We start from the raw sequence: 20,870 nt of genomic DNA on the forward strand, positions 1-20,870 counted from the left end.
ATCGGGAAGAGGCCTCGCAAAACGAGGCCTCTGGAGAGCGATTAATCGCAGGCAACGATCTTCATTGCCAGGCCGCCGCGAGAGGTTTCGCGGTACTTGGCGTTCATATCTTTACCTGTTTCGTACATGGTTTCGATAACTTTATCGAGGCAGACGCGCGGCTCGCTGGTACGGCGTAGCGCCATACGTGCGGCGTTCACCGCTTTTACTGCCGCAATGGCGTTACGCTCGATGCATGGCACCTGGACCTGTCCGGCGACCGGGTCACACGTCAGACCGAGGTTGTGCTCCATGGCGATTTCCGCCGCGATGCACACCTGCGCCGGGCTTGCACCTAACAGTTCTGCCAGACCAGCCGCCGCCATTGAGCACGCCACACCAACTTCACCCTGGCAGCCGACTTCAGCACCAGAAATTGACGCGTTCATCTTATAAAGAGAACCAATGGCACTGGCTACCAGCAGGTAACGAGCCAGTGAGTTAGCGTTCACTTCGCGGATAAACTTGTCGTAGTACGCCAGCACTGCCGGGATAATCCCGCACGCACCGTTAGTCGGCGCAGTCACCACGCGTCCGCCAGCAGCGTTCTCTTCGTTCACTGCCAGTGCAAACATGTTGATCCAGTCAACAACCGCCATCGGGTCAGTGGTGGTTTTATCCTGGCTGACCAGCATCCGGCGTAGTGCCGCAGCACGGCGTGGAACGCGCAGTTTGCCAGGCAACACGCCTTCGGTGGAAATACCGCGCTCAATACCGCCACGCATGACTTCCCATACGTTCGCCAGGTGCTGTTCCAGCTCTTCTTTGCTGTGCAGCGCCAGCTCATTTTTCATCATCAGGCCAGAGAGTGACAGCCCGGTTTCCTGACAATGTTTTTGCAGATCGGCTGCTGAACTGTACGGATAAGGAACTTCAACCGGTGCGCTATTCTGCTGGCCAAAATGCTCTTCATCAACGATAAAGCCACCGCCAATAGAGTAGTAAGTCTGGCTGTAAACGACTTTATCGCCCGCCAGCGCGGTAATGCGCATACCGTTTTCATGCAGAGAAAGGTTGTCTGCATGGAAGTTCATGCACTGATCAACCGGGAACTCCACTTCATGCTGACCGTTTGCCAGCATCAGGCGACCATGAGTATTCACATCCTGAATAAAACCAGGGATGGAATCGATATCCACGGTATCCGGCAGGTTACCCGCCAGGCCCATAATAATGGCGATATCAGTGTGGTGGCCTTTACCGGTCAGAGAGAGCGAGCCGTACACGTCAACCACCACGCGGGTCACGTCTTTAAGCAGATTACGGGCAATCAGATCGTCGGTAAATTGTTTACCCGCTTTCATTGGTCCAACGGTATGAGAACTGGAAGGGCCAATGCCGATTTTGAAAATATCGAATACGCTAATCATAGGAAATACATCGCGTTAAAACGGAGGAAGCGCCGCCCGAAAGCGGCGCGAAAGGACTTAGCTGAACAGAGAGTAGAAGATTGCGGAGATTGCAATCAGACCCATCACGACAACGAATACGTTGCTGATGTGACCGCTGTACTTACGCATTGCCGGTACTTTCTGAATTGCGTACATCGGCATCAGGAACAGGATCATCGCGATGATTGGGCCGCCCAGGGTTTCAATCATACCCAGGATGCTCGGGTTCAGGGTGGCAACAATCCAGGTCGTTACCAGCATGAACAGCGCAGTGATACGGTTCAGCTTGTTGATTTCGATAGACTTACCTTTACCACGCAGAGATTTAATCACCATACCGTTGAAGCCTTCACGTGCGCCCAGGTAGTGGCCGAGGAAGGATTTGGTGATAGCGATAATCGCGATAATCGGAGCCATCCACGCGATAACCGGTGCGTTAAAGTGGTTAGCCAGGTAAGACAGAATCGAGATGTTCTGCTCTTTAGCCGCAGCCAGGTCTGCCGGAGTCAGGCTCAGTACGCAGCTGAAGACGAAGAACATTACGGTCAGCACCATCATGATGTGTGCGAATGCAAGGATCTTCGAGCATTTCTGTTCTGCCATATCGCCGTACTCTTCACGCTTCGCAACGGCGAAAGAAGAGATGATCGGAGAGTGGTTGAACGAGAACACCATTACCGGAATTGCCAGCCACAGGGTCATCCACAGACCGTTCCCGGTTGCAGATGCAGTGTCCAGAGACAGCGTTTCCAGTGCTGCGCCGTTCCACTGCGGGATCAGGTACAGAGCCAGCAGCATCAGTACGCCAACAAACGGGAATACCAGAATACTCATCGCTTTAACGATCATCTGCTCACCGAAGCGAACGATGGTCATCATACCCACGATCAGGATCAGCGACAGAATCGCACGCGGCGGTGGTGTCATACCCAGCTGGTGAGACATGAAGCTTTCAACTGTATTGGTGATTGCTACGCTATAAACCAGCAGGATCGGGTAGATAGCGAAGAAATAGAGCAGGGTAATCAGTTTACCTGCGCCAATACCAAAGTGTTCTTCTACAACCTCGGTGATGTCTTCGCCCGGGTTTTTACCAGACAGTACGAAGCGAGTCAGGCCGCGGTGAGCAAAAAACGTCATCGGGAACGCAAGGATAGCCATGATGATCAGCGGGATCATACCGCCAACACCGGCGTTGATTGGCAGGAACAGCACGCCCGCGCCGATTGCCGTGCCGTAAAGGCCCAGCATCCACATGGTGTCTGTCTTGCGCCAGGCACTACGAGAGTCTTTCGACGCAATCGTGCTGGTTTGAGTCGTTTCCATCTATTTCTCCTGGAGGAATGCAAATAATTCAGCTTTTAGCCAGTTCAGCCCGGGAAGGTGCCTGACCGTAAAAATGAAATCTGTCTATCGGCGATGGCTTAATCATTTACCGCCGTAATAATTTGAGGGCGGAAAGATACACACAAGTTATGTATCTATCAGTGATCTTGATCTCAAATACAATAATCTACTTGGAAGATAGATTATCCCAACGCTTTACTCTGTAAATCAAAAGTAAAAGAGAATTTAAGGGCAATATTTGCCCATTAAACGACATCTGACTTCTTCCGGGGCGCGCAATATATGTAGGTTGAACTGAAAAAATCAATACTTTTAGTTAATCATGGCGATAATTTCTTTTTCATAGCGATAAAATACGGTTTATGAAAATAGGGAAACGTTTGCGTTGCAATATAAATTGTATGACATATTAACTGTGATGATATTTGTCGCGTGAGGGTGGTAAGAAACATTCATATAACAAATGAAATGAGTTGATGAGTAAGTGACCAAAAACGAGAAAACCCGGCAACAAACGTCACCGGGGGAGGGGAGATTACGTGCAGATTTCGTAGCAAGGGATGTAGGCTGAGCCTGGCAACTTCATACGATGCTGGGCAACAAAACCCTGTAGCAGGTCGTCCATACGACGCATAATCTCTTTATCGCCGTTGATTTTGTAAGGACCAAACTCTTCAATGGCGCGAATACCGACTTCTTTTACGTTACCCGCCACAATACCGGAGAACGCACGGCGCAGGTCGGCAGCCAGCACTTCAACAGGTTGATCCGGGTAAAGCTTCAGATTAGCCATATTCTCGTGAGACGGCTCAAACGGCATTTGCAAATCTGGTGCAATGCGCATTGACCAGTTAAAGCTGTAAGCGTCACCAGTGTCGCGGCGATTTTCTTTCACCAGCGGCATCGATTTTTTCATCTGACGAGCGACTTCAGCGGCGTCATCAATGATGATGCGGTAATGGCGGCGCGCGTTTTCGCCCAGCGTATGTACGACAAACTCGTCCAGTACGCGGAAGTAGTCGGCGCTCTCTTTCGGGCCGGTGAGGATCAATGGTAAAACCTGATCTTTGTTGGCCGGGTTCATTAAAATTCCCAGCAAATACAGCAACTCTTCTGCCGTACCCACACCGCCAGGGAAGATAATGATGCCGTGAGCGATACGGACAAACGCTTCCAGACGTTTTTCGATATCCGGCATGATGATCAATTCGTTGACCAGCGGGTTAGGCGGTTCAGCGGCGATAATCGACGGCTCTGTCATACCAATAAAACGACTGTCTTTGTAACGCTGCTGCGCGTGTCCGACCGCAGCACCTTTCATCGGCGCTTCCATCGCTCCCGGACCACAGCCGGTGCAGATATTCAGCTCACGCAGGCCCAGCTGGTTTCCGACGCGACGGGCATACAAATACTCATTTTCGTTAATTGAGTGACCGCCCCAGCAGACCACCATATTTGGCGCTTCACCCACATGCAGCGCGCGAGCGTTACGCAAGATGGAAAAGACCAGGTTAGTGATGTGGACGGAGTTGTCGAGATTCAGGTTGGGAAAACGAACGGTATTATGGATTTGCCCGTAAACGAAGAGAATGTCTCGCAGAACCGCGAACAAGTTGGCCTGCAAAGCGCGAATAATTCGCCCATCGACAAAAGCCTCTTCCGGGGGATTAATCAGTTCCAGCTTTACGCCGCGTTCACGGCGCAGGACGTTAATATCGAAATTTTCAAAACGAGACAGCAATTCTTTGCTGTTATCGGTCAAACTACCGGAGTTCAGTACGGCAAGTGAACAGTTGCGAAACAGTTGATAGAGGTCGCTGCTGGCGGTGCGTTTAAGCATATCCACTTCCAGCTGCGACAACATATCCATGGAGCCAAGCGGGCTAATATGTGTAATCAAGAAAAACTCCTTATGGGACGAATATCGTCATTCCCTTTGATTACAATAGCCCTGCCTGATGACCTTTCACAACCTTCTGCGTGAATCCAGCACGCAAAATTGAGAAAAAATTTATTGCCGAACCAGTCTTGTGGTCGATGGGACAAAATCGCTATTACTGCGCCACGGGTTAATGTCCAGACCGCCACGACGGGTATAACGTGCGTAAACGCTTAATTTCTCTGGCTGGCAGAAGCGTAACAGGTCATTAAAGATGCGTTCCACGCACTGTTCGTGGAACTCGTTGTGATGACGGAATGAGACCAGGTAACGCAGCAGTTTTTCTCTGTCAATTTGGCGTCCACGATACTGAATTTGGATCGAACCCCAATCTGGTTGATGGGTGATCAGGCAGTTTGATTTCAGCAGGTGGCTGACAAGCGTCTCTTCCACTACTTTTTCACCGCTGGTGGCATTCTCCAGATAGTCAGTAGTGAATTCATAGTTATCGATAGTGATATCCTGGTCATCAATGCAGGTGCCATTGAAATGACCTATCGGCTGGCCTTCCAGTTCATCAAGACGATATAACGCCACGCTAACCTTACCCTGGGCGCAAGTGCTTAAGTCGCGCTCCAGCGTCTGGCGCACCTCATCCCAGTTATTAAAACGCGTCTGGTTAAAACTGTTGAGATAGAGCTTAAAACTCTTCGACTCAATCAGATTTACGCTGGTGTAATCAAGTTCAACATGACCGACAGCGACCTGCGGCAAACCTTTCGCATTCAGCCAGGAAAGTTCATACAGCGTCCAGATATCCGTACCGTGAAAAGGCAGGTTATCCGCTTTCAGACCCAGCGGGTCGCGATTCAGGCTGCGTGGAACGCCTTGCAGTAGGCTGGCGTCATAGGTATCCCGGTAATCGGTTGATTTTCCAAGAGTCAGGCCCGCAAGTGCCTGATGGTTTGCATAAGAAGACATGTTTCACCGTCATAAACCAGATAAACTAAACGACAAGTGTATCTGGTTTAAGTGAAGAGAGAAATTAGTGGACGATTTGACCGCACAAGCCCTGAAAGATTTTACTGCACGCTACTGCGATGCGTGGCATGAAGAGCATAAAAGCTGGCCGTTAAGTGAGGAACTGTACGGTGTTCCTTCACCGTGCATTATTTCAACTACCGAAGATGCCGTATACTGGCAACCCCAGCCGTTTACCGGGGAACAAAATGTAAACGCGGTTGAACGCGCTTTTGATATTGTGATACAACCCACAATTCATACCTTTTATACGACTCAGTTTGCCGGGGATATGCACGCGCAGTTTGGCGATATCAAACTGACATTGCTGCAAACCTGGAGTGAAGACGACTTCCGTCGGGTGCAGGAAAATCTGATTGGTCATCTGGTGACTCAGAAAAGGCTAAAACTGCCGCCCACGCTATTTATCGCGACGCTGGAAGAAGAGTTAGAGGTCATCTCGGTGTGTAATCTCTCCGGTGAAGTGTGCAAAGAGACGCTGGGAACACGTAAACGGACGCATTTAGCCTCAAATCTTGCGGAATTCCTTAATCAACTTAAGCCTCTTCTGTAATCCAAATACCCCATCTGGTTGTGAGAGATCTCTTACAGACTCTGTAGGAGATCGCCAGGAAATAAGCGAATACTTAAAAAGATAAGAATCGTTATTTTCATTTAAAATCAAAATGTTGATTGTTAATTCTTAACTTTCATATGAAATTTTCCTTAAGGCATTGTCTGTAAGCGCCTTGTAAGACTTCGCGAAAAAGACGATTCTATCTTCGTCGACAGGGAGTCAGACAACGAAGTGAACATCAGGATGATGACACTTCTGCAGGACACACCAGGATGGTGTTTCAGGGAAAGGCTTCTGGATGAAGCGAAGAGGATGACGCAGGACGCGTTAAAGGACACCTCCAGGATGGAGAATGAGAACCGGTCAGGATGATTCGGTGGGTCAGGAAGGCCAGGGACACTTCAGGATGAAGTATCACATCGGGGTGGTGTGAGCAGGAAGCAATAGTTCAGGATGAACGATTGGCCGCAAGGCCAGAGGAAAAGTTGTCAAGGATGAGCAGGGAGCAACAAAAGTAGCTGGAATGCTGCGAAACGAACCGGGAGCGCTGTGAATACAGTGCTCCCTTTTTTTATTCCTGCTATCCTTCGCGGCAGTTTTTCTTATTGAGGTTGCTTTATGACCACTCATGACCGCGTTCGTCTCCAGTTGCAGGCGCTTGAAGCGTTACTGCGTGAACATCAGCACTGGCGAAACGATGAACCCCAGCCGCATCAATTTAATAGTACCCAACCGTTCTTTATGGACACCATGGAACCACTGGAGTGGTTGCAGTGGGTGCTGATCCCGCGAATGCACGATTTGTTAGATAACAAACAGCCGTTACCGGGCGCTTTTGCCGTTGCACCCTATTATGAAATGGCGCTGGCGACGGACCATCCGCAACGCGCGCTTATTCTGGCTGAGCTGGAAAAACTGGATGCTCTTTTTGCGGATGATGCGAGCTAATGCTGGAAATACTCTATCAGGATGAATGGCTGGTTGCGGTAAATAAACCCTCCGGCTGGCTGGTTCACCGCAGCTGGCTGGATCGCGACGAGAAAGTAGTGGTCATGCAAACCGTGCGTGATCAGATTGGCCAGCACGTTTTTACCGCTCATCGTCTGGACCGACCCACTTCTGGTGTGTTGTTGATGGGATTATCCAGCGAGGCCGGACGGCTGCTGGCACAACAGTTTGAACAGCACCAAATCCAGAAACGTTACCATGCGATTGTGCGCGGCTGGTTGATGGAAGAAGCAGTTCTGGATTATCCACTGGTGGAAGAACTGGACAAAATCGCTGATAAATTTGCCCGCGAAGATAAAGGCTCGCAGCCAGCAGTGACGCATTATCGCGGTCTGGCGACCGTAGAAATGCCGGTAGCGACCGGACGTTACCCGACCACGCGCTACGGCCTGGTGGAACTGGAGCCGAAAACCGGACGCAAACATCAGCTTCGCCGACATCTTGCCCATTTGCGTCATCCGATTATTGGCGATAGCAAACATGGCGATTTACGCCAGAATCGCAGCGGTGCTGAGCATTTTGGCCTCCAGCGGTTAATGCTACATGCCAGTCAGTTGTCATTGACGCATCCTTTTACTGGCGAGCCGCTGACTATTCACGCGGGCCTGGACGACACCTGGATGCAGGCGTTATCACAATTTGGCTGGCGCGGTCTGCTTCCTGAAAATGAAAGGGTTGAGTTCAGTGCGCCATCGGGTCAGGATGGAGAGATAAGTTCCTAATCCAGGGAGAAAACGGTATGGCGGAAATTGGTATTTTTGTCGGCACCATGTACGGAAATTCGCTGTTAGTGGCGGAAGAAGCAGAAGCAATTCTGACCGCACAGGGCCACAAAGCAACGGTATTTGAAGATCCTGAATTAAGCGACTGGCTGCCCTATCAGGATAAGTATGTTCTGGTGGTTACGTCCACGACCGGGCAGGGCGACCTTCCTGATAGCATTGTGCCGCTCTTTCAGGGAATCAAAGATAGTCTGGGCTTCCAGCCGAATCTGCGTTATGGCGTGATTGCGCTCGGCGACAGCAGTTATGTAAATTTCTGCAATGGCGGCAAACAGTTCGATGCCTTGTTGCAGGAACAGAGCGCTCAGCGGGTTGGCGAAATGCTGTTGATTGACGCCAGTGAGAACCCGGAACCGGAAACGGAATCAAATCCGTGGGTCGAACAGTGGGGCACGCTGTTGTCCTGATATGTTCAGCGAGCGGTAAATGTCGTTTTAGCGGTGCTGAATCGAATATTTTCAGGCAAATGCCAGTAAAAACTGCTTCATAGCGCGGATTTTTACTGGCGTTTGCCTGGAGTCAAGCGATCCATTTCATACTCTTCTTTATTTCTTCGTTTTTACCCTTCCTTTCTTGTTCTTGTTTTCATTTCCGTGAAGTGGATTCCACCGTCCAGGGCTAATGCCAAAATCGGGCCTCATTGAACGCATTAATGTTGTGTTGTTGCACGGTGAGCCGCTATGGCGCGCTTTTTATACTGCTATTGCCAGATATAAACACGCGCCGTATTCGGCGAACGACCTATAAAAACGGCAAAAAACACCCTACGTCACCTCTGATTTCCTGGCTATGTCGCAGTCCAGAGTGAGCGTGGCTAACGCGAATTTTCAGGAGTGCAACAATGAGTTCTTTAAGTCAGGCTGCGAGCAGTGTGGAAAAACGCACGAATGCTCGTTACTGGATAGTGGTGATGTTGTTTATCGTCACATCCTTCAACTACGGCGACCGCGCTACGCTTTCTATTGCCGGTTCGGAAATGGCCAAAGATATCGGCCTTGATCCCGTGGGAATGGGCTATGTGTTCTCTGCCTTCTCATGGGCTTATGTTATCGGGCAGATCCCTGGTGGTTGGTTGCTGGATCGTTTTGGTTCAAAACGCGTCTACTTCTGGTCGATCTTTATCTGGTCGATGTTTACCTTGCTGCAAGGCTTCGTCGATATCTTTAGTGGATTCGGCATTATCGTTGCCCTGTTTACTCTGTGCTTCCTGGTCGGGCTTGCTGAAGCGCCATCTTTCCCCGGCAACAGTCGCATTGTTGCGGCCTGGTTTCCGGCGCAGGAAAGGGGAACGGCGGTGTCGATTTTTAACTCCGCTCAATACTTCGCAACGGTGATCTTCGCGCCGATTATGGGCTGGCTGACGCATGAAGTGGGCTGGTCACACGTCTTCTTCTTTATGGGCGGTCTGGGGATTGTCATCAGCTTTATCTGGTTGAAAGTCATCCACGAGCCAAATCAACATCCGGGGGTAAATCAGAAAGAGCTGGAGTACATCGCCGCGGGTGGCGCGCTGATCAATATGGATCAGCAAAACACCAAAGTTAAAGTGCCGTTCAGCGTGAAGTGGAGGCAGATCAAACAACTGCTCGGGTCACGGATGATGATCGGCGTTTATATCGGTCAGTACTGTATCAACGCCCTGACTTACTTTTTCATTACCTGGTTTCCGGTTTATCTGGTGCAGGCGCGTGGGATGTCGATTCTGAAAGCGGGCTTTGTGGCTTCCGTTCCGGCGGTTTGCGGTTTTATCGGCGGTGTGCTGGGTGGGATTATTTCCGACTGGCTGATGCGCCGCACGGGATCGCTGAACATTGCGCGTAAAACACCGATCGTAATGGGCATGTTGCTGTCGATGGTGATGGTGTTCTGCAACTACGTCAACGTTGAGTGGATGATCATCGGCTTTATGGCGCTGGCCTTCTTCGGTAAGGGCATCGGGGCGCTGGGTTGGGCAGTAATGGCAGATACCGCGCCAAAAGAGATCAGCGGTCTTTCCGGTGGCCTGTTCAACATGTTCGGTAACATTTCTGGCATCGTCACGCCAATCGCAATTGGTTATATCGTTGGCACGACTGGCTCCTTTAATGGGGCGCTGATTTATGTTGGTGTTCATGCCTTAATCGCGGTACTGAGCTACCTGGTGCTGGTGGGCGATATCAAGCGTATCGAGCTGAAACCTGTCGCGGGGCAATAAGATGACGACACAATCCAGTCCTGTTATTACTGATATGAAAGTCATTCCGGTCGCCGGGCACGATAGCATGTTGCTTAATATTGGTGGGGCACATAACGCATATTTCACCCGCAATATTGTGGTACTCACCGATAACGCCGGGCATACCGGCATTGGTGAAGCGCCGGGCGGAGAGGTGATTTATCAAACACTGGTCGATGCTATTCCGATGGTTCTGGGCCAGGAAGTTGCGCGCCTGAATAAAGTGGTTCAGCAGGTGCATAAAGGTAATCAGGCAGCCGATTTTGATACCTTCGGCAAAGGTGCCTGGACTTTTGAATTGCGCGTTAATGCCGTGGCGGCGCTGGAAGCCGCCTTGCTTGACCTGCTAGGTAAGGCGCTGAATGTTCCGGTCTGCGAACTGTTGGGGCCAGGCAAGCAACGCGAGACTATTACCGTCCTCGGTTATCTGTTTTATATCGGTGATCGGACCAAAACCGATCTTCCTTATCTGGAAAATACGCCGGGCAACCATGAGTGGTATCAGTTGCGCCATCAGAAAGCGATGAACAGCGAAGCCGTTGTGCGTCTGGCGGAAGCCTCACAGGATCGCTATGGCTTTAAAGATTTCAAACTTAAGGGCGGGGTGTTACCTGGCGAGCAAGAAATCGACACTGTTCGTGCATTGAAGAAACGCTTCCCTGATGCGCGGATTACCGTTGATCCCAACGGTGCCTGGCTACTTGATGAAGCCATTTCTCTATGCAAAGGGCTGAATGATGTTCTTACCTATGCCGAAGATCCATGCGGCGCAGAACAGGGTTTCTCCGGTCGTGAAGTTATGGCGGAGTTTCGGCGGGCGACCGGCTTGCCCGTCGCGACTAACATGATCGCCACCAACTGGCGCGAAATGGGTCATGCGGTGATGCTCAATGCGGTAGATATTCCACTTGCCGATCCGCACTTCTGGACGCTTTCCGGTGCAGTCCGTGTGGCGCAGCTTTGCGACGACTGGGGGCTGACCTGGGGCTGCCATTCTAATAACCATTTCGATATCTCTCTGGCGATGTTTACCCATGTGGGCGCGGCGGCACCGGGTAATCCTACCGCTATCGATACCCACTGGATTTGGCAGGAGGGCGATTGTCGCCTGACCAAAAATCCGCTGGAGATTAAAAACGGAAAAATTGCCGTTCCTGATGCGCCCGGTCTGGGCGTGGAACTGGACTGGGAACAGGTACAAAAGGCACATGAGGCCTATAAACGTCTGCCTGTCGGTGCGCGTAACGACGCAGGTCCGATGCAGTACCTGATCCCCGGCTGGACCTTTGACCGTAAACGTCCCGTTTTCGGCCGTCATTGATTCTGAAAAAGGACATAAATATGAGTTCTCAATTTACGACGCCTGTTGTTACTGAAATGCAGGTCATCCCGGTGGCGGGTCATGACAGTATGCTGATGAATCTGAGTGGTGCACACGCACCGTTCTTTACGCGTAATATTGTGATTATCAAAGATAATTCTGGTCACACTGGCGTAGGGGAAATTCCCGGCGGCGAGAAAATCCGTAAAACGCTGGAAGATGCGATTCCGCTGGTGGTAGGTAAAACGCTGGGTGAATACAAAAACGTTCTGACGCTGGTGCGTAATACTTTTGCCGATCGTGATGCTGGTGGGCGCGGTTTGCAGACATTTGATTTGCGTACCACTATTCATGTAGTTACCGGGATAGAAGCGGCAATGCTGGATCTGCTGGGGCAGCATCTGGGGGTAAACGTGGCATCCCTGCTGGGCGATGGTCAACAGCGTAGCGAAGTCGAAATGCTCGGTTATCTGTTCTTCGTCGGTGATCGCAAAGCCACACCGCTGCCGTATCAAAGCCAGCCGGATGACTCATGCGACTGGTATCGCCTGCGTCATGAAGAAGCGATGACGCCGGATGCGGTGGTGCGCCTGGCGGAAGCGGCGTATGAAAAATATGGCTTCAACGATTTCAAACTGAAAGGCGGTGTACTGGCCGGGGAAGAAGAGGCCGAGTCTATTGTGGCACTGGCGCAACGCTTCCCGCAGGCGCGTATTACGCTCGATCCTAACGGTGCCTGGTCGCTGAACGAAGCGATTAAAATTGGTAAATACCTGAAAGGGTCGCTGGCTTATGCAGAAGATCCGTGTGGTGCGGAGCAAGGTTTCTCCGGGCGTGAAGTGATGGCAGAGTTCCGTCGCGCAACTGGCCTGCCGACCGCAACCAATATGATCGCCACCGACTGGCGGCAGATGGGCCATACGCTCTCCCTGCAATCCGTTGATATCCCGCTGGCGGATCCGCATTTCTGGACGATGCAAGGTTCGGTACGTGTGGCGCAAATGTGCCATGAATTTGGCCTGACCTGGGGTTCACACTCAAACAACCACTTCGATATTTCCCTGGCGATGTTTACCCATGTTGCCGCCGCTGCACCGGGTAAAATTACTGCTATTGATACGCACTGGATCTGGCAGGAAGGTAATCAGCGCCTGACCAAAGAACCGTTTGAGATCAAAGGCGGGCTGGTACAGGTGCCAGAAAAACCGGGGCTGGGTGTAGAAATCGATATGGATCAAGTGATGAAAGCTCATGAGCTGTATCAGAAACACGGGCTTGGCGCGCGTGACGATGCGATGGGAATGCAGTATCTGATTCCTGGCTGGACGTTCGATAACAAGCGCCCGTGCATGGTGCGTTAAGACAGAAAACCAAAACCGGCTCTATCTGGAGCCGGCTTGAGACTGATGCTAAACGCAAAATAGCCTGTTGTGCTATGTATCAGGTCTACATCATTTTTTAATTCATTGAATTTAATTGGTTTTGTAGGCCGGATAAGGCGTTAACGCCGCATCCGGCATAAACACAGGCACTTTGTCACCAATCTGAAACCAGCGTCATAAAAAGCCGATTGCTACTCGACAAGACGTCCGTTACCCGAGAATTTTGCTGGCTTCGCGCGCTACATTATCCATCTCGTCCAACAGTTCCAGCAGCTCCGGCTCCAAATCTTCTTCTTTAGTACCGCTACGTAGCTGTTGTTCGATCAGTTGGCAGAGATTCTTCATACGCGGCACACCGCTATAGCCGCAACTGCCATGCAGTTTATGAATCAAATCAACCAGGCCTTCCGGGTTTTCTCCAACCAGCTGTTCCTCAACTTTGTTGCGAACTTCAGGCAGGAAATCGAGTAACATTTGCAGCATATCGCGCGCTAAATCGGTTTTTCCTGCTGCCTGGCGTAGTGCCAGTTGCCAGTCGAGGGTCGCATTCGGGTTCACCACAATTTCGTTGACTTCGGGCGTCACGACGCGAGAGGAAATACCGCTGCCAGGCTTGTAGCGCAACAACAAATTATGCAATCGCTCTTCTTCAATCGGTTTCGCCAGATAATCGCTCATCCCTGCGCCAAGCAGCTTCTCTTTTTGCCCGGCCATTGCATGCGCCGTTACCGCGATAACCGGCGTTTGTTGCTGATGGGGGAGCTGGTGGATGAGCTCGCAGGCCCGAATGCCATCCATGTCAGGCATTTGAATATCCATTAAGATCAAATCGAACGGCATCTGTTTCGCCCGTTCAACCGCCTGATGCCCGCTATCGCAAAGTTCCACATGTTGCACCATATCTTCCAGCAATGCGCCGATAAGTTTCAGGTTAGCGGGGTTGTCATCAACCGCCATGACTGTCATTGCCAGCTTACTTTCATCGGTTACAGGCAAAAGCGTGTTTTGTTTGTGATGACAAAATTCCGTCAGGGCAGGCAACAGGCGTGTAGGTGTTAATGGTTTCAGCAGACACGCGCCGATACCATCTTGCTTGAGTTTTTCAGCATTGACTTGTGCATGGCAAGGAAGTGCCAGCATCAGGAAATCGGTCATCGATACCGCTTTCGCTAATCGCTCATGTTGCATTGTTAGCGGCTCGCGGAAGGTCACCGCGATGCCTAACAACATCATGTCGTAATGCGCGGGAGGCAGCGCGGAGAACGTTGGGCTATAAACCACTTCCAGCGGCGTTTCACTTAAAATATCCAGCGTGCATTGCGCTGCTGCGGAGTTTGGTTCGACATAGGCCAGGCGCTTACCTGCGAGGCACTGGGTGGATGGCCCTTCGATAATAATGTTCGGGTTCAGATCGAGATTAATGTGGAACCAGAAAGTTGAACCGCGATTCGGCTGGCTATGGAACGAAATATCGCCGCCCATTTCATTAACCAGTTTTTGTGTAATCACCAGCCCCAGCCCGGTGCCACCATGACGGCGGGAAATACTGGCATCAGCCTGTCGGAAGGCCTGGAATAAGCGCGATTGATCGCGTTCAGGAATACCAATGCCGGTATCCCGAATCTGCACTTCAATCTGCACTTTGGTATTACTCAGCGCACGTTTTTCTACCAGAATATCAATGTTGCCATTCTCGGTGAATTTAATTGCATTCCCCACCAGGTTAGTGATGATTTGCTGTAATCGCAGCGGGTCGCCGATCACGTTATCAGGCACGTCGCTTTTAATATTGAGCGTCAGTTCCAACCCTTTATCGTGAGAAGAATGTGCCAGCAGAGTAACGACTTCATCCAGCGTGCTGCGTAGTGGGAATGGAATACTTTCCAGAATCAGCTTACCTGCTTCCAGTTTCGAGAAGTCGAGAACATCATTAATAATTGCCAGCAAATTATTTGCCGAACGTTCAATCGTATTCAGGTGATCGCGCTGCGTTGGTGTTAATTCTGTTTTCAGCGTCAGGCGGGTAAAGCCAATAACACCATTCAGTGGTGTACGCAGCTCGTGTGACATATTTGCCAGAAACTCGGATTTAATACGCGCCGCTTCCTGGGCGCGCTTTTTCGCCAGATCCAACTCAACGTTCTGAATTTCCATCTGCTCCAGCGTTTCACGCAGATCGGACGTCGCCTGGTCGATATTGTGCTGCATCTCTTCGTGATAAGCAGCCAGCGACATTGCCATCGAGTTGATACCGTTTTTCAGCATATCCAGCTCGCCGAGCATAAATCCTTCCACCCGGCTGTCGAGTTGCCCGCGACGGATGCGGTCGACGGTATTCACCATGTTGCGAATCGGACCGGTTACATCGCGCATTAAGCGCCAGCCAAAAATAAGCGCAATACCGATACAAAACAGCATCATCACGCTGGAAATAAAGATCTCTTTATATTGCTGCAAGCGAACCGATTTAAGATCCAGCTCAAGCGCAATATATCCCAACATATTTTGACTATTTTTGGCATCGCTACTGGGCGATTCGTCGGGGGAGTAACTCTCAGAAATAATCGGCGTGCGGAGGATCATAATATCGCCGTCACGAGTGACAGTGAGCTGGCGAGGAAACGGCACGTTGCTGCCGAGCTGCATTGATGAGGGATCAAGATGAAAATTGGAGGTGACAAAGAGTCGGTTATTTTCATCATAAACCGAAATCGCGCGAACAATATCGGAATGGCGACGATGCAGTACGCTTATTAACTGACCGATAGATTCGCGATTTTGCAGGCTCATGCCATATTCAGTAGAAACTGCAGGCGGCTCAATAATGCTGGCACCGGCATCTTCCAGTTGACGCTGCAAGTCGTTATAGCGATGCACGACGAAAAAGATACTCAGCAATAAACCAATAAGGACGGTCGGTGCCAGGATCAGAATCATCATGCGTGCGCGCAGGCTGTAGTTGGTCATGGAGTTCCGTTATGGGACAATTAAGGTCACACTGTTAAATTGAGAAAGTCTCGCCAATGGCGCAATTCTACTCTGCAAAACGACGCACGACGACGCGTCAGATCATAACCGTTTCAGTCAACGACCTCGACTCTTTTGGTCAGGGCGTGGCGCGACATAACGGCAAAGCGTTATTTATTCCTGGATTACTGCCACAGGAAAACGCGGAAGTTACTGTTACTGAAGATAAAAAACAGTACGCCCGCGCTAAAGTCGTGCGCCGGTTAAGCGATAGCCCGGAACGCGAAACGCCACGCTGCCCTCATTTTGGCGTATGCGGTGGCTGTCAGCAACAACACGCCAGCGTGGATTTACAGCAGCGAAGCAAAAGTGCGGCACTCGCCCGATTAATGAAACACGAAGTCTCTGAAGTGATCGCCGATGTTCCCTGGGGCTATCGCCGTCGCGCGCGTTTAAGTTTGAACTACTTACCGAAAACACAGCAACTTCAGATGGGCTTTCGCAAAGCGGGCTCCAGTGACATTGTCGACGTTAAACAATGCCCCATTTTAGTGCCCAAACTTGAAGCATTGCTGCCCAAAGTCAGGGCATGCCTGGGCAGCTTACAAGTTATGCGCCATCTTGGTCATGTTGAACTGGTACAGGCAACCAGCGGCACGCTGATGATTTTGCGCCATACCGCACCGCTAAGTTCGGCAGATCGCGAAAAACTGGAACGCTTTTCGCATTCTGAAGGCCTGGATCTGTATCTCGCCCCCGATAGTGAGATACTCGAAACCGTCTCTGGTGAGATGCCCTGGTATGACTCAAACGGGTTGCGCTTAACTTTTAGCCCGCGCGATTTTATTCAGGTCAATGCGGGTGTGAACCAAAAAATGGTAGCGCGTGCGTTGGAATGGCTGGATGTGCAACCTGAAGATCGCGTACTGGATCTGTTCTGCGGTATGGGCAACTTTACACTGCCATTGGCGAAACAAGCAGCCAGTGTGGTCGGTGTAGAAGGTGTTCCGGCGCTGGTGGAAAAAGGCCAGCAGAATGCGCGTCTTAATGGTTTACAGAATGTGACGTTTTATCACGAAAATCTTGAAGAAGATGTCACAAAGCAGCCGTGGGCGAAAAACGGCTTCGATAAAGTGTTGCTGGACCCGGCGCGAGCAGGTGCCGCAGGTGTTATGCAGCAAATTATAAAACTGGAACCTATTCGTATAGTTTATGTATCCTGTAACCCTGCAACGCTGGCTCGGGATAGCGAAGCGTTATTAAAAGCAGGATATACCATTGCGCGACTGGCGATGCTGGATATGTTCCCACACACGGGACATCTGGAATCGATGGTACTTTTCTCGCGCGTTAAATAGTTACGATTTGCCGATTTCGGCAGGTCTGGTCCCTAAAGGAGAGGACAATGGTTGCGGTAAGAAGTGCACATATCAATAAGGCTGGTGAATTTGATCCGGAAAAATGGATCGCAAGTCTGGGTATTACCAGCCAGAAGTCGTGTGAGTGCTTAGCCGAAACCTGGGCGTATTGTCTGCAACAGACGCAGGGGCATCCGGATGCCAGTCTGTTATTGTGGCGTGGTGTTGAGATGGTGGAGATCCTCTCGACATTAAGTATGGACATTGACACGCTGCGGGCGGCGCTGCTGTTCCCTCTGGCTGATGCTAACGTAGTCAGCGAAGATGTGCTGCGTGAGAGCGTCGGTAAGTCGGTCGTTAACCTTATTCACGGCGTGCGTGATATGGCGGCGATCCGCCAGCTGAAAGCGACGCACACTGATTCTGTTTCCTCCGAACAGGTCGATAACGTTCGCCGGATGTTATTGGCGATGGTCGATGATTTTCGCTGCGTGGTCATCAAACTGGCGGAGCGTATTGCTCATCTGCGCGAAGTAAAAGATGCGCCGGAAGATGAACGCGTACTGGCGGCAAAAGAGTGCACCAATATCTACGCGCCGTTGGCGAACCGTCTTGGGATTGGGCAACTGAAATGGGAGCTGGAAGATTACTGCTTCCGTTATCTCCACCCGACCGAATACAAACGCATCGCAAAACTGCTGCATGAACGCCGTCTCGACCGCGAACACTATATCGAAGAGTTTGTCGGCCATCTGCGCGCTGAGATGAAAGCTGAAGGCGTTAAAGCTGAAGTGTATGGTCGTCCGAAACACATCTACAGTATCTGGCGCAAAATGCAGAAAAAGAACCTCGCCTTCGATGAGCTGTTTGATGTGCGTGCGGTACGTATTGTCGCCGAGCGTTTACAGGATTGTTATGCCGCACTGGGGATAGTGCACACTCACTATCGCCACCTGCCGGATGAGTTTGACGATTATGTCGCTAACCCGAAACCAAACGGTTATCAGTCTATTCATACCGTGGTTCTGGGGCCAGGTGGCAAAACCGTTGAGATCCAAATCCGCACCAAACAGATGCATGAAGATGCAGAGTTGGGTGTTGCTGCGCACTGGAAATATAAAGAGGGCGCGGCAGCTGGCGGCGCACGTTCGGGACATGAAGACCGGATTGCCTGGCTGCGTAAACTGATTGCGTGGCAGGAAGAGATGGCTGATTCCGGCGAAATGCTCGACGAAGTACGCAGCCAGGTCTTTGACGACCGGGTGTATGTCTTTACGCCGAAAGGTGATGTCGTTGATTTGCCTGCGGGATCAACGCCGCTGGACTTCGCTTACCACATCCACAGTGATGTCGGACACCGCTGCATCGGGGCAAAAATTGGCGGGCGCATTGTGCCGTTCACCTACCAGCTGCAGATGGGCGACCAGATTGAAATTATCACCCAGAAACAGCCGAACCCCAGCCGTGACTGGTTAAACCCAAACCTCGGTTACGTCACAACCAGCCGTGGGCGTTCGAAAATTCACGCCTGGTTCCGTAAACAGGACCGTGACAAAAACATTCTGGCTGGGCGGCAAATCCTTGACGACGAGCTGGAACATCTGGGGATCAGCCTGAAAGAAGCAGAAAAACATCTGCTGCCGCGTTACAACTTTAATGATGTCGACGAGTTGCTGGCGGCGATTGGTGGCGGGGATATCCGTCTCAATCAGATGGTGAACTTCCTGCAATCGCAATTTAATAAGCCGAGTGCCGAAGAGCAGGACGCCGCCGCGCTGAAGCAACTTCAGCAAAAAAGCTACACGCCGCAAAACCGCAGTAAAGATAACGGTCGCGTGGTGGTCGAAGGTGTTGGCAACCTGATGCACCACATCGCGCGCTGCTGCCAGCCGATTCCTGGAGATGAGATTGTCGGCTTCATTACCCAGGGGCGCGGTATTTCAGTACACCGCGCCGATTGCGAACAACTGGCGGAACTGCGCTCCCATGCGCCAGAACGCATTGTTGACGCGGTATGGGGTGAGAGCTACTCCGCCGGATATTCGCTGGTGGTCCGCGTGGTGGCTAATGATCGTAGTGGGTTGTTACGTGATATCACGACCATTCTCGCCAACGAGAAGGTGAACGTGCTTGGCGTTGCCAGCCGTAGCGACACCAAACAGCAACTGGCGACCATCGACATGACCATTGAGATTTACAACCTGCAAGTGCTGGGGCGCGTGCTGGGTAAACTCAACCAGGTGCCGGATGTTATCGACGCGCGTCGGTTGCACGGGAGTTAGGCCGAAATTTGCTCGTATCTACAATGTAGATTGATATATACTGTATCTACATATGATAGCGGTTTGAGGAAAGGGTTATGATCCACAGTAGCGTAAAGCGTTGGGGAAATTCACCGGCGGTGCGGATCCCGGCTACGTTAATGCAGGCGCTCAATCTGAATATTGATGATGAAGTGAAGATTGACCTGGTGGATGGCAAATTAATTATTGAGCCAGTGCGTAAAGAGCCCGTATTTACGCTTGCTGAACTGGTCAACGACATCACGCCGGAAAACCTCCACGAGAATATCGACTGGGGAGAGCCGAAAGATAAGGAAGTCTGGTAATGGTAAGCCGATACGTACCCGATATGGGCGATCTGATTTGGGTTGATTTTGACCCGACAAAAGGTAGCGAGCAAGCTGGACATCGTCCAGCTGTTGTCCTGAGTCCTTTCATGTACAACAACAAAACAGGTATGTGTCTGTGTGTTCCTTATACAACGCAATCAAAAGGATATCCGTTCGAAGTTGTTTTATCCGGTCAGGAACGTGATGGCGTAGCGTTAGCTGATCAGGTAAAAAGTATCGCCTGGCGGGCAAGAGGAGCAACGAAGAAAGGAACAGTTGCCCCAGAGGAATTACAACTCATTAAAGCCAAAATTAACGTACTGATTGGGTAGTGTTACTAACTCACTTCTATTCTGGTCACAGGTTTCCACCTGACAGACCCGCAATTTTCAGGACAATTCAATGAATCAAATCGACCGTTTGCTCACTATTATGCAGCGCCTGCGCGATCCGGAAAACGGCTGCCCGTGGGATAAAGAGCAGACATTTGCCACCATTGCGCCTTACACCCTTGAAGAAACCTACGAAGTGCTGGACGCCATCGCCCGTGAAGATTTTGACGATCTTCGCGGTGAACTGGGCGATCTGCTATTCCAGGTGGTGTTTTACGCGCAAATGGCTCAGGAAGAAGGGCGCTTTGACTTTAATGATATTTGCGCTGCTATTAGCGATAAATTAGAGCGTCGCCATCCGCATGTTTTTGCTGATAGTTCTGCCGAAAACAGTAGTGAAGTGCTTGCCCGTTGGGAGCAAATCAAAACCGAAGAGCGCGCGCAGAAAGCGCAGCATTCGGCGCTGGACGATATTCCTCGTAGTTTACCGGCTTTAATGCGTGCGCAAAAAATCCAGAAACGTTGCGCCAACGTTGGCTTCGATTGGACGACGCTTGGTCCGGTAGTCGATAAAGTCTACGAAGAGATCGACGAGGTGATGTACGAAGCGCGGCAGGCTGTTGTCGACCAGGCTAAACTGG

General features: G+C 50.9%; 17 protein-coding genes. 12 read left to right on the forward strand and 5 right to left on the reverse strand.

Annotated features, from left to right (window positions below; translation table 11 throughout):
* Positions 1 to 41: 41 nt before the first annotated feature.
* From sdaB to queF, 4 genes are all read right to left on the reverse strand, one after another.
* Positions 42 to 1,409, reverse strand: a complete 1,368-nt coding sequence (sdaB, locus tag QZF50_RS04095; RefSeq protein WP_000626410.1) for an L-serine ammonia-lyase II — start codon at positions 1,407 to 1,409, stop codon at positions 42 to 44.
* Between the two features lie 57 nt (positions 1,410 to 1,466).
* Positions 1,467 to 2,756, reverse strand: a complete 1,290-nt coding sequence (gene sdaC / locus QZF50_RS04100) for an HAAAP family serine/threonine permease SdaC (RefSeq protein WP_000450476.1) — start codon at positions 2,754 to 2,756, stop codon at positions 1,467 to 1,469.
* 556 nt (positions 2,757 to 3,312) lie between these two features.
* Entirely contained in the window at positions 3,313 to 4,677 is a 1,365-nt protein-coding gene (gene ppnN, locus QZF50_RS04105; RefSeq protein ID WP_000627995.1) for a nucleotide 5'-monophosphate nucleosidase PpnN, read from the reverse strand.
* A 111-nt stretch (positions 4,678 to 4,788) separates the two neighbouring features.
* On the reverse strand, positions 4,789 to 5,637 hold the full coding sequence (queF, locus tag QZF50_RS04110; RefSeq protein WP_000100430.1) for an NADPH-dependent 7-cyano-7-deazaguanine reductase QueF: 849 nt from the start codon (positions 5,635 to 5,637) through the stop codon (positions 4,789 to 4,791).
* Between the two features lie 67 nt (positions 5,638 to 5,704).
* On the opposite strand from queF, the gene syd reads away from it, so the two are divergent.
* The 7 genes from syd (at position 5,705) to gudD (ending at position 12,940) form a co-directional block, all read left to right on the forward strand.
* Positions 5,705 to 6,250 (forward strand): SecY-interacting protein, encoded by a 546-nt coding sequence (gene syd / locus QZF50_RS04115; RefSeq protein WP_000342431.1) that lies wholly within the window; start codon positions 5,705 to 5,707, stop codon positions 6,248 to 6,250.
* Positions 6,251 to 6,871: 621 nt separating this feature from the next.
* Positions 6,872 to 7,201 carry a YqcC family protein gene (locus tag QZF50_RS04120; RefSeq protein ID WP_000206990.1) on the forward strand — a complete coding sequence of 110 codons (330 nt, stop codon included), beginning with the start codon at positions 6,872 to 6,874 and terminating at the stop codon, positions 7,199 to 7,201.
* Entirely contained in the window at positions 7,201 to 7,983 is a 783-nt protein-coding gene (gene truC / locus QZF50_RS04125; protein WP_000890008.1) for a tRNA pseudouridine(65) synthase TruC, read from the forward strand. Before QZF50_RS04120 ends, truC begins: the two co-directional genes overlap by 1 nt.
* 17 nt (positions 7,984 to 8,000) lie before the next feature.
* A complete protein-coding gene (locus QZF50_RS04130) occupies positions 8,001 to 8,450 on the forward strand; it encodes a flavodoxin (RefSeq protein WP_000807753.1) in 450 nt (149 codons plus the stop codon).
* Positions 8,451 to 8,884: 434 nt separating this feature from the next.
* Positions 8,885 to 10,237, forward strand: coding sequence for a galactarate/glucarate/glycerate transporter GudP (gudP, locus tag QZF50_RS04135; protein WP_061892521.1), 1,353 nt, complete (start codon positions 8,885 to 8,887; stop codon positions 10,235 to 10,237).
* Position 10,238: 1 nt separating this feature from the next.
* Complete coding sequence (locus QZF50_RS04140; protein ID WP_000211758.1) at positions 10,239 to 11,579, forward strand: enolase C-terminal domain-like protein; 1,341 nt, start codon at positions 10,239 to 10,241, stop codon at positions 11,577 to 11,579.
* 20 nt (positions 11,580 to 11,599) lie between these two features.
* On the forward strand, positions 11,600 to 12,940 hold the full coding sequence (gene gudD / locus QZF50_RS04145) for a glucarate dehydratase (protein WP_000098237.1): 1,341 nt from the start codon (positions 11,600 to 11,602) through the stop codon (positions 12,938 to 12,940).
* A 231-nt stretch (positions 12,941 to 13,171) separates the two neighbouring features.
* Here gudD and barA read toward each other — a convergent pair whose 3' ends face one another.
* Positions 13,172 to 15,928, reverse strand: a complete 2,757-nt coding sequence (gene barA / locus QZF50_RS04150; RefSeq protein ID WP_290376139.1) for a two-component sensor histidine kinase BarA — start codon at positions 15,926 to 15,928, stop codon at positions 13,172 to 13,174.
* Between the two features lie 56 nt (positions 15,929 to 15,984).
* Here barA and rlmD point away from each other — a divergent pair, with 56 nt between their 5' ends.
* The 5 genes from rlmD to mazG form a co-directional block, all read left to right on the forward strand.
* Positions 15,985 to 17,286: a 23S rRNA (uracil(1939)-C(5))-methyltransferase RlmD gene (gene rlmD / locus QZF50_RS04155; RefSeq protein ID WP_000046785.1), complete on the forward strand. Its 1,302-nt coding sequence runs from the start codon at positions 15,985 to 15,987 to the stop codon at positions 17,284 to 17,286.
* Between the two features lie 47 nt (positions 17,287 to 17,333).
* Positions 17,334 to 19,568 (forward strand): GTP diphosphokinase, encoded by a 2,235-nt coding sequence (relA, locus tag QZF50_RS04160; RefSeq protein ID WP_000226815.1) that lies wholly within the window; start codon positions 17,334 to 17,336, stop codon positions 19,566 to 19,568.
* 77 nt (positions 19,569 to 19,645) lie between these two features.
* The gene (mazE, locus tag QZF50_RS04165) at positions 19,646 to 19,894 is read left to right on the forward strand and encodes a type II toxin-antitoxin system antitoxin MazE (protein ID WP_000581937.1); all 249 of its coding nucleotides are present in this window, start codon (positions 19,646 to 19,648) and stop codon (positions 19,892 to 19,894) included.
* Positions 19,894 to 20,229, forward strand: a complete 336-nt coding sequence (gene mazF, locus QZF50_RS04170) for an endoribonuclease MazF (RefSeq protein ID WP_000254745.1) — start codon at positions 19,894 to 19,896, stop codon at positions 20,227 to 20,229. The genes mazE and mazF overlap by 1 nt, the downstream gene beginning before the upstream one ends.
* Before the next feature lie 70 nt (positions 20,230 to 20,299).
* A partial coding sequence (mazG, locus tag QZF50_RS04175; RefSeq protein ID WP_290388824.1) for a nucleoside triphosphate pyrophosphohydrolase occupies positions 20,300 to 20,870 on the forward strand: 571 nt, incomplete at its 3' end.

The sequence above is a fragment of the uncultured Escherichia sp. genome, assembly GCF_948475835.1.
Classification (GTDB): domain Bacteria; phylum Pseudomonadota; class Gammaproteobacteria; order Enterobacterales; family Enterobacteriaceae; genus ECMA0423.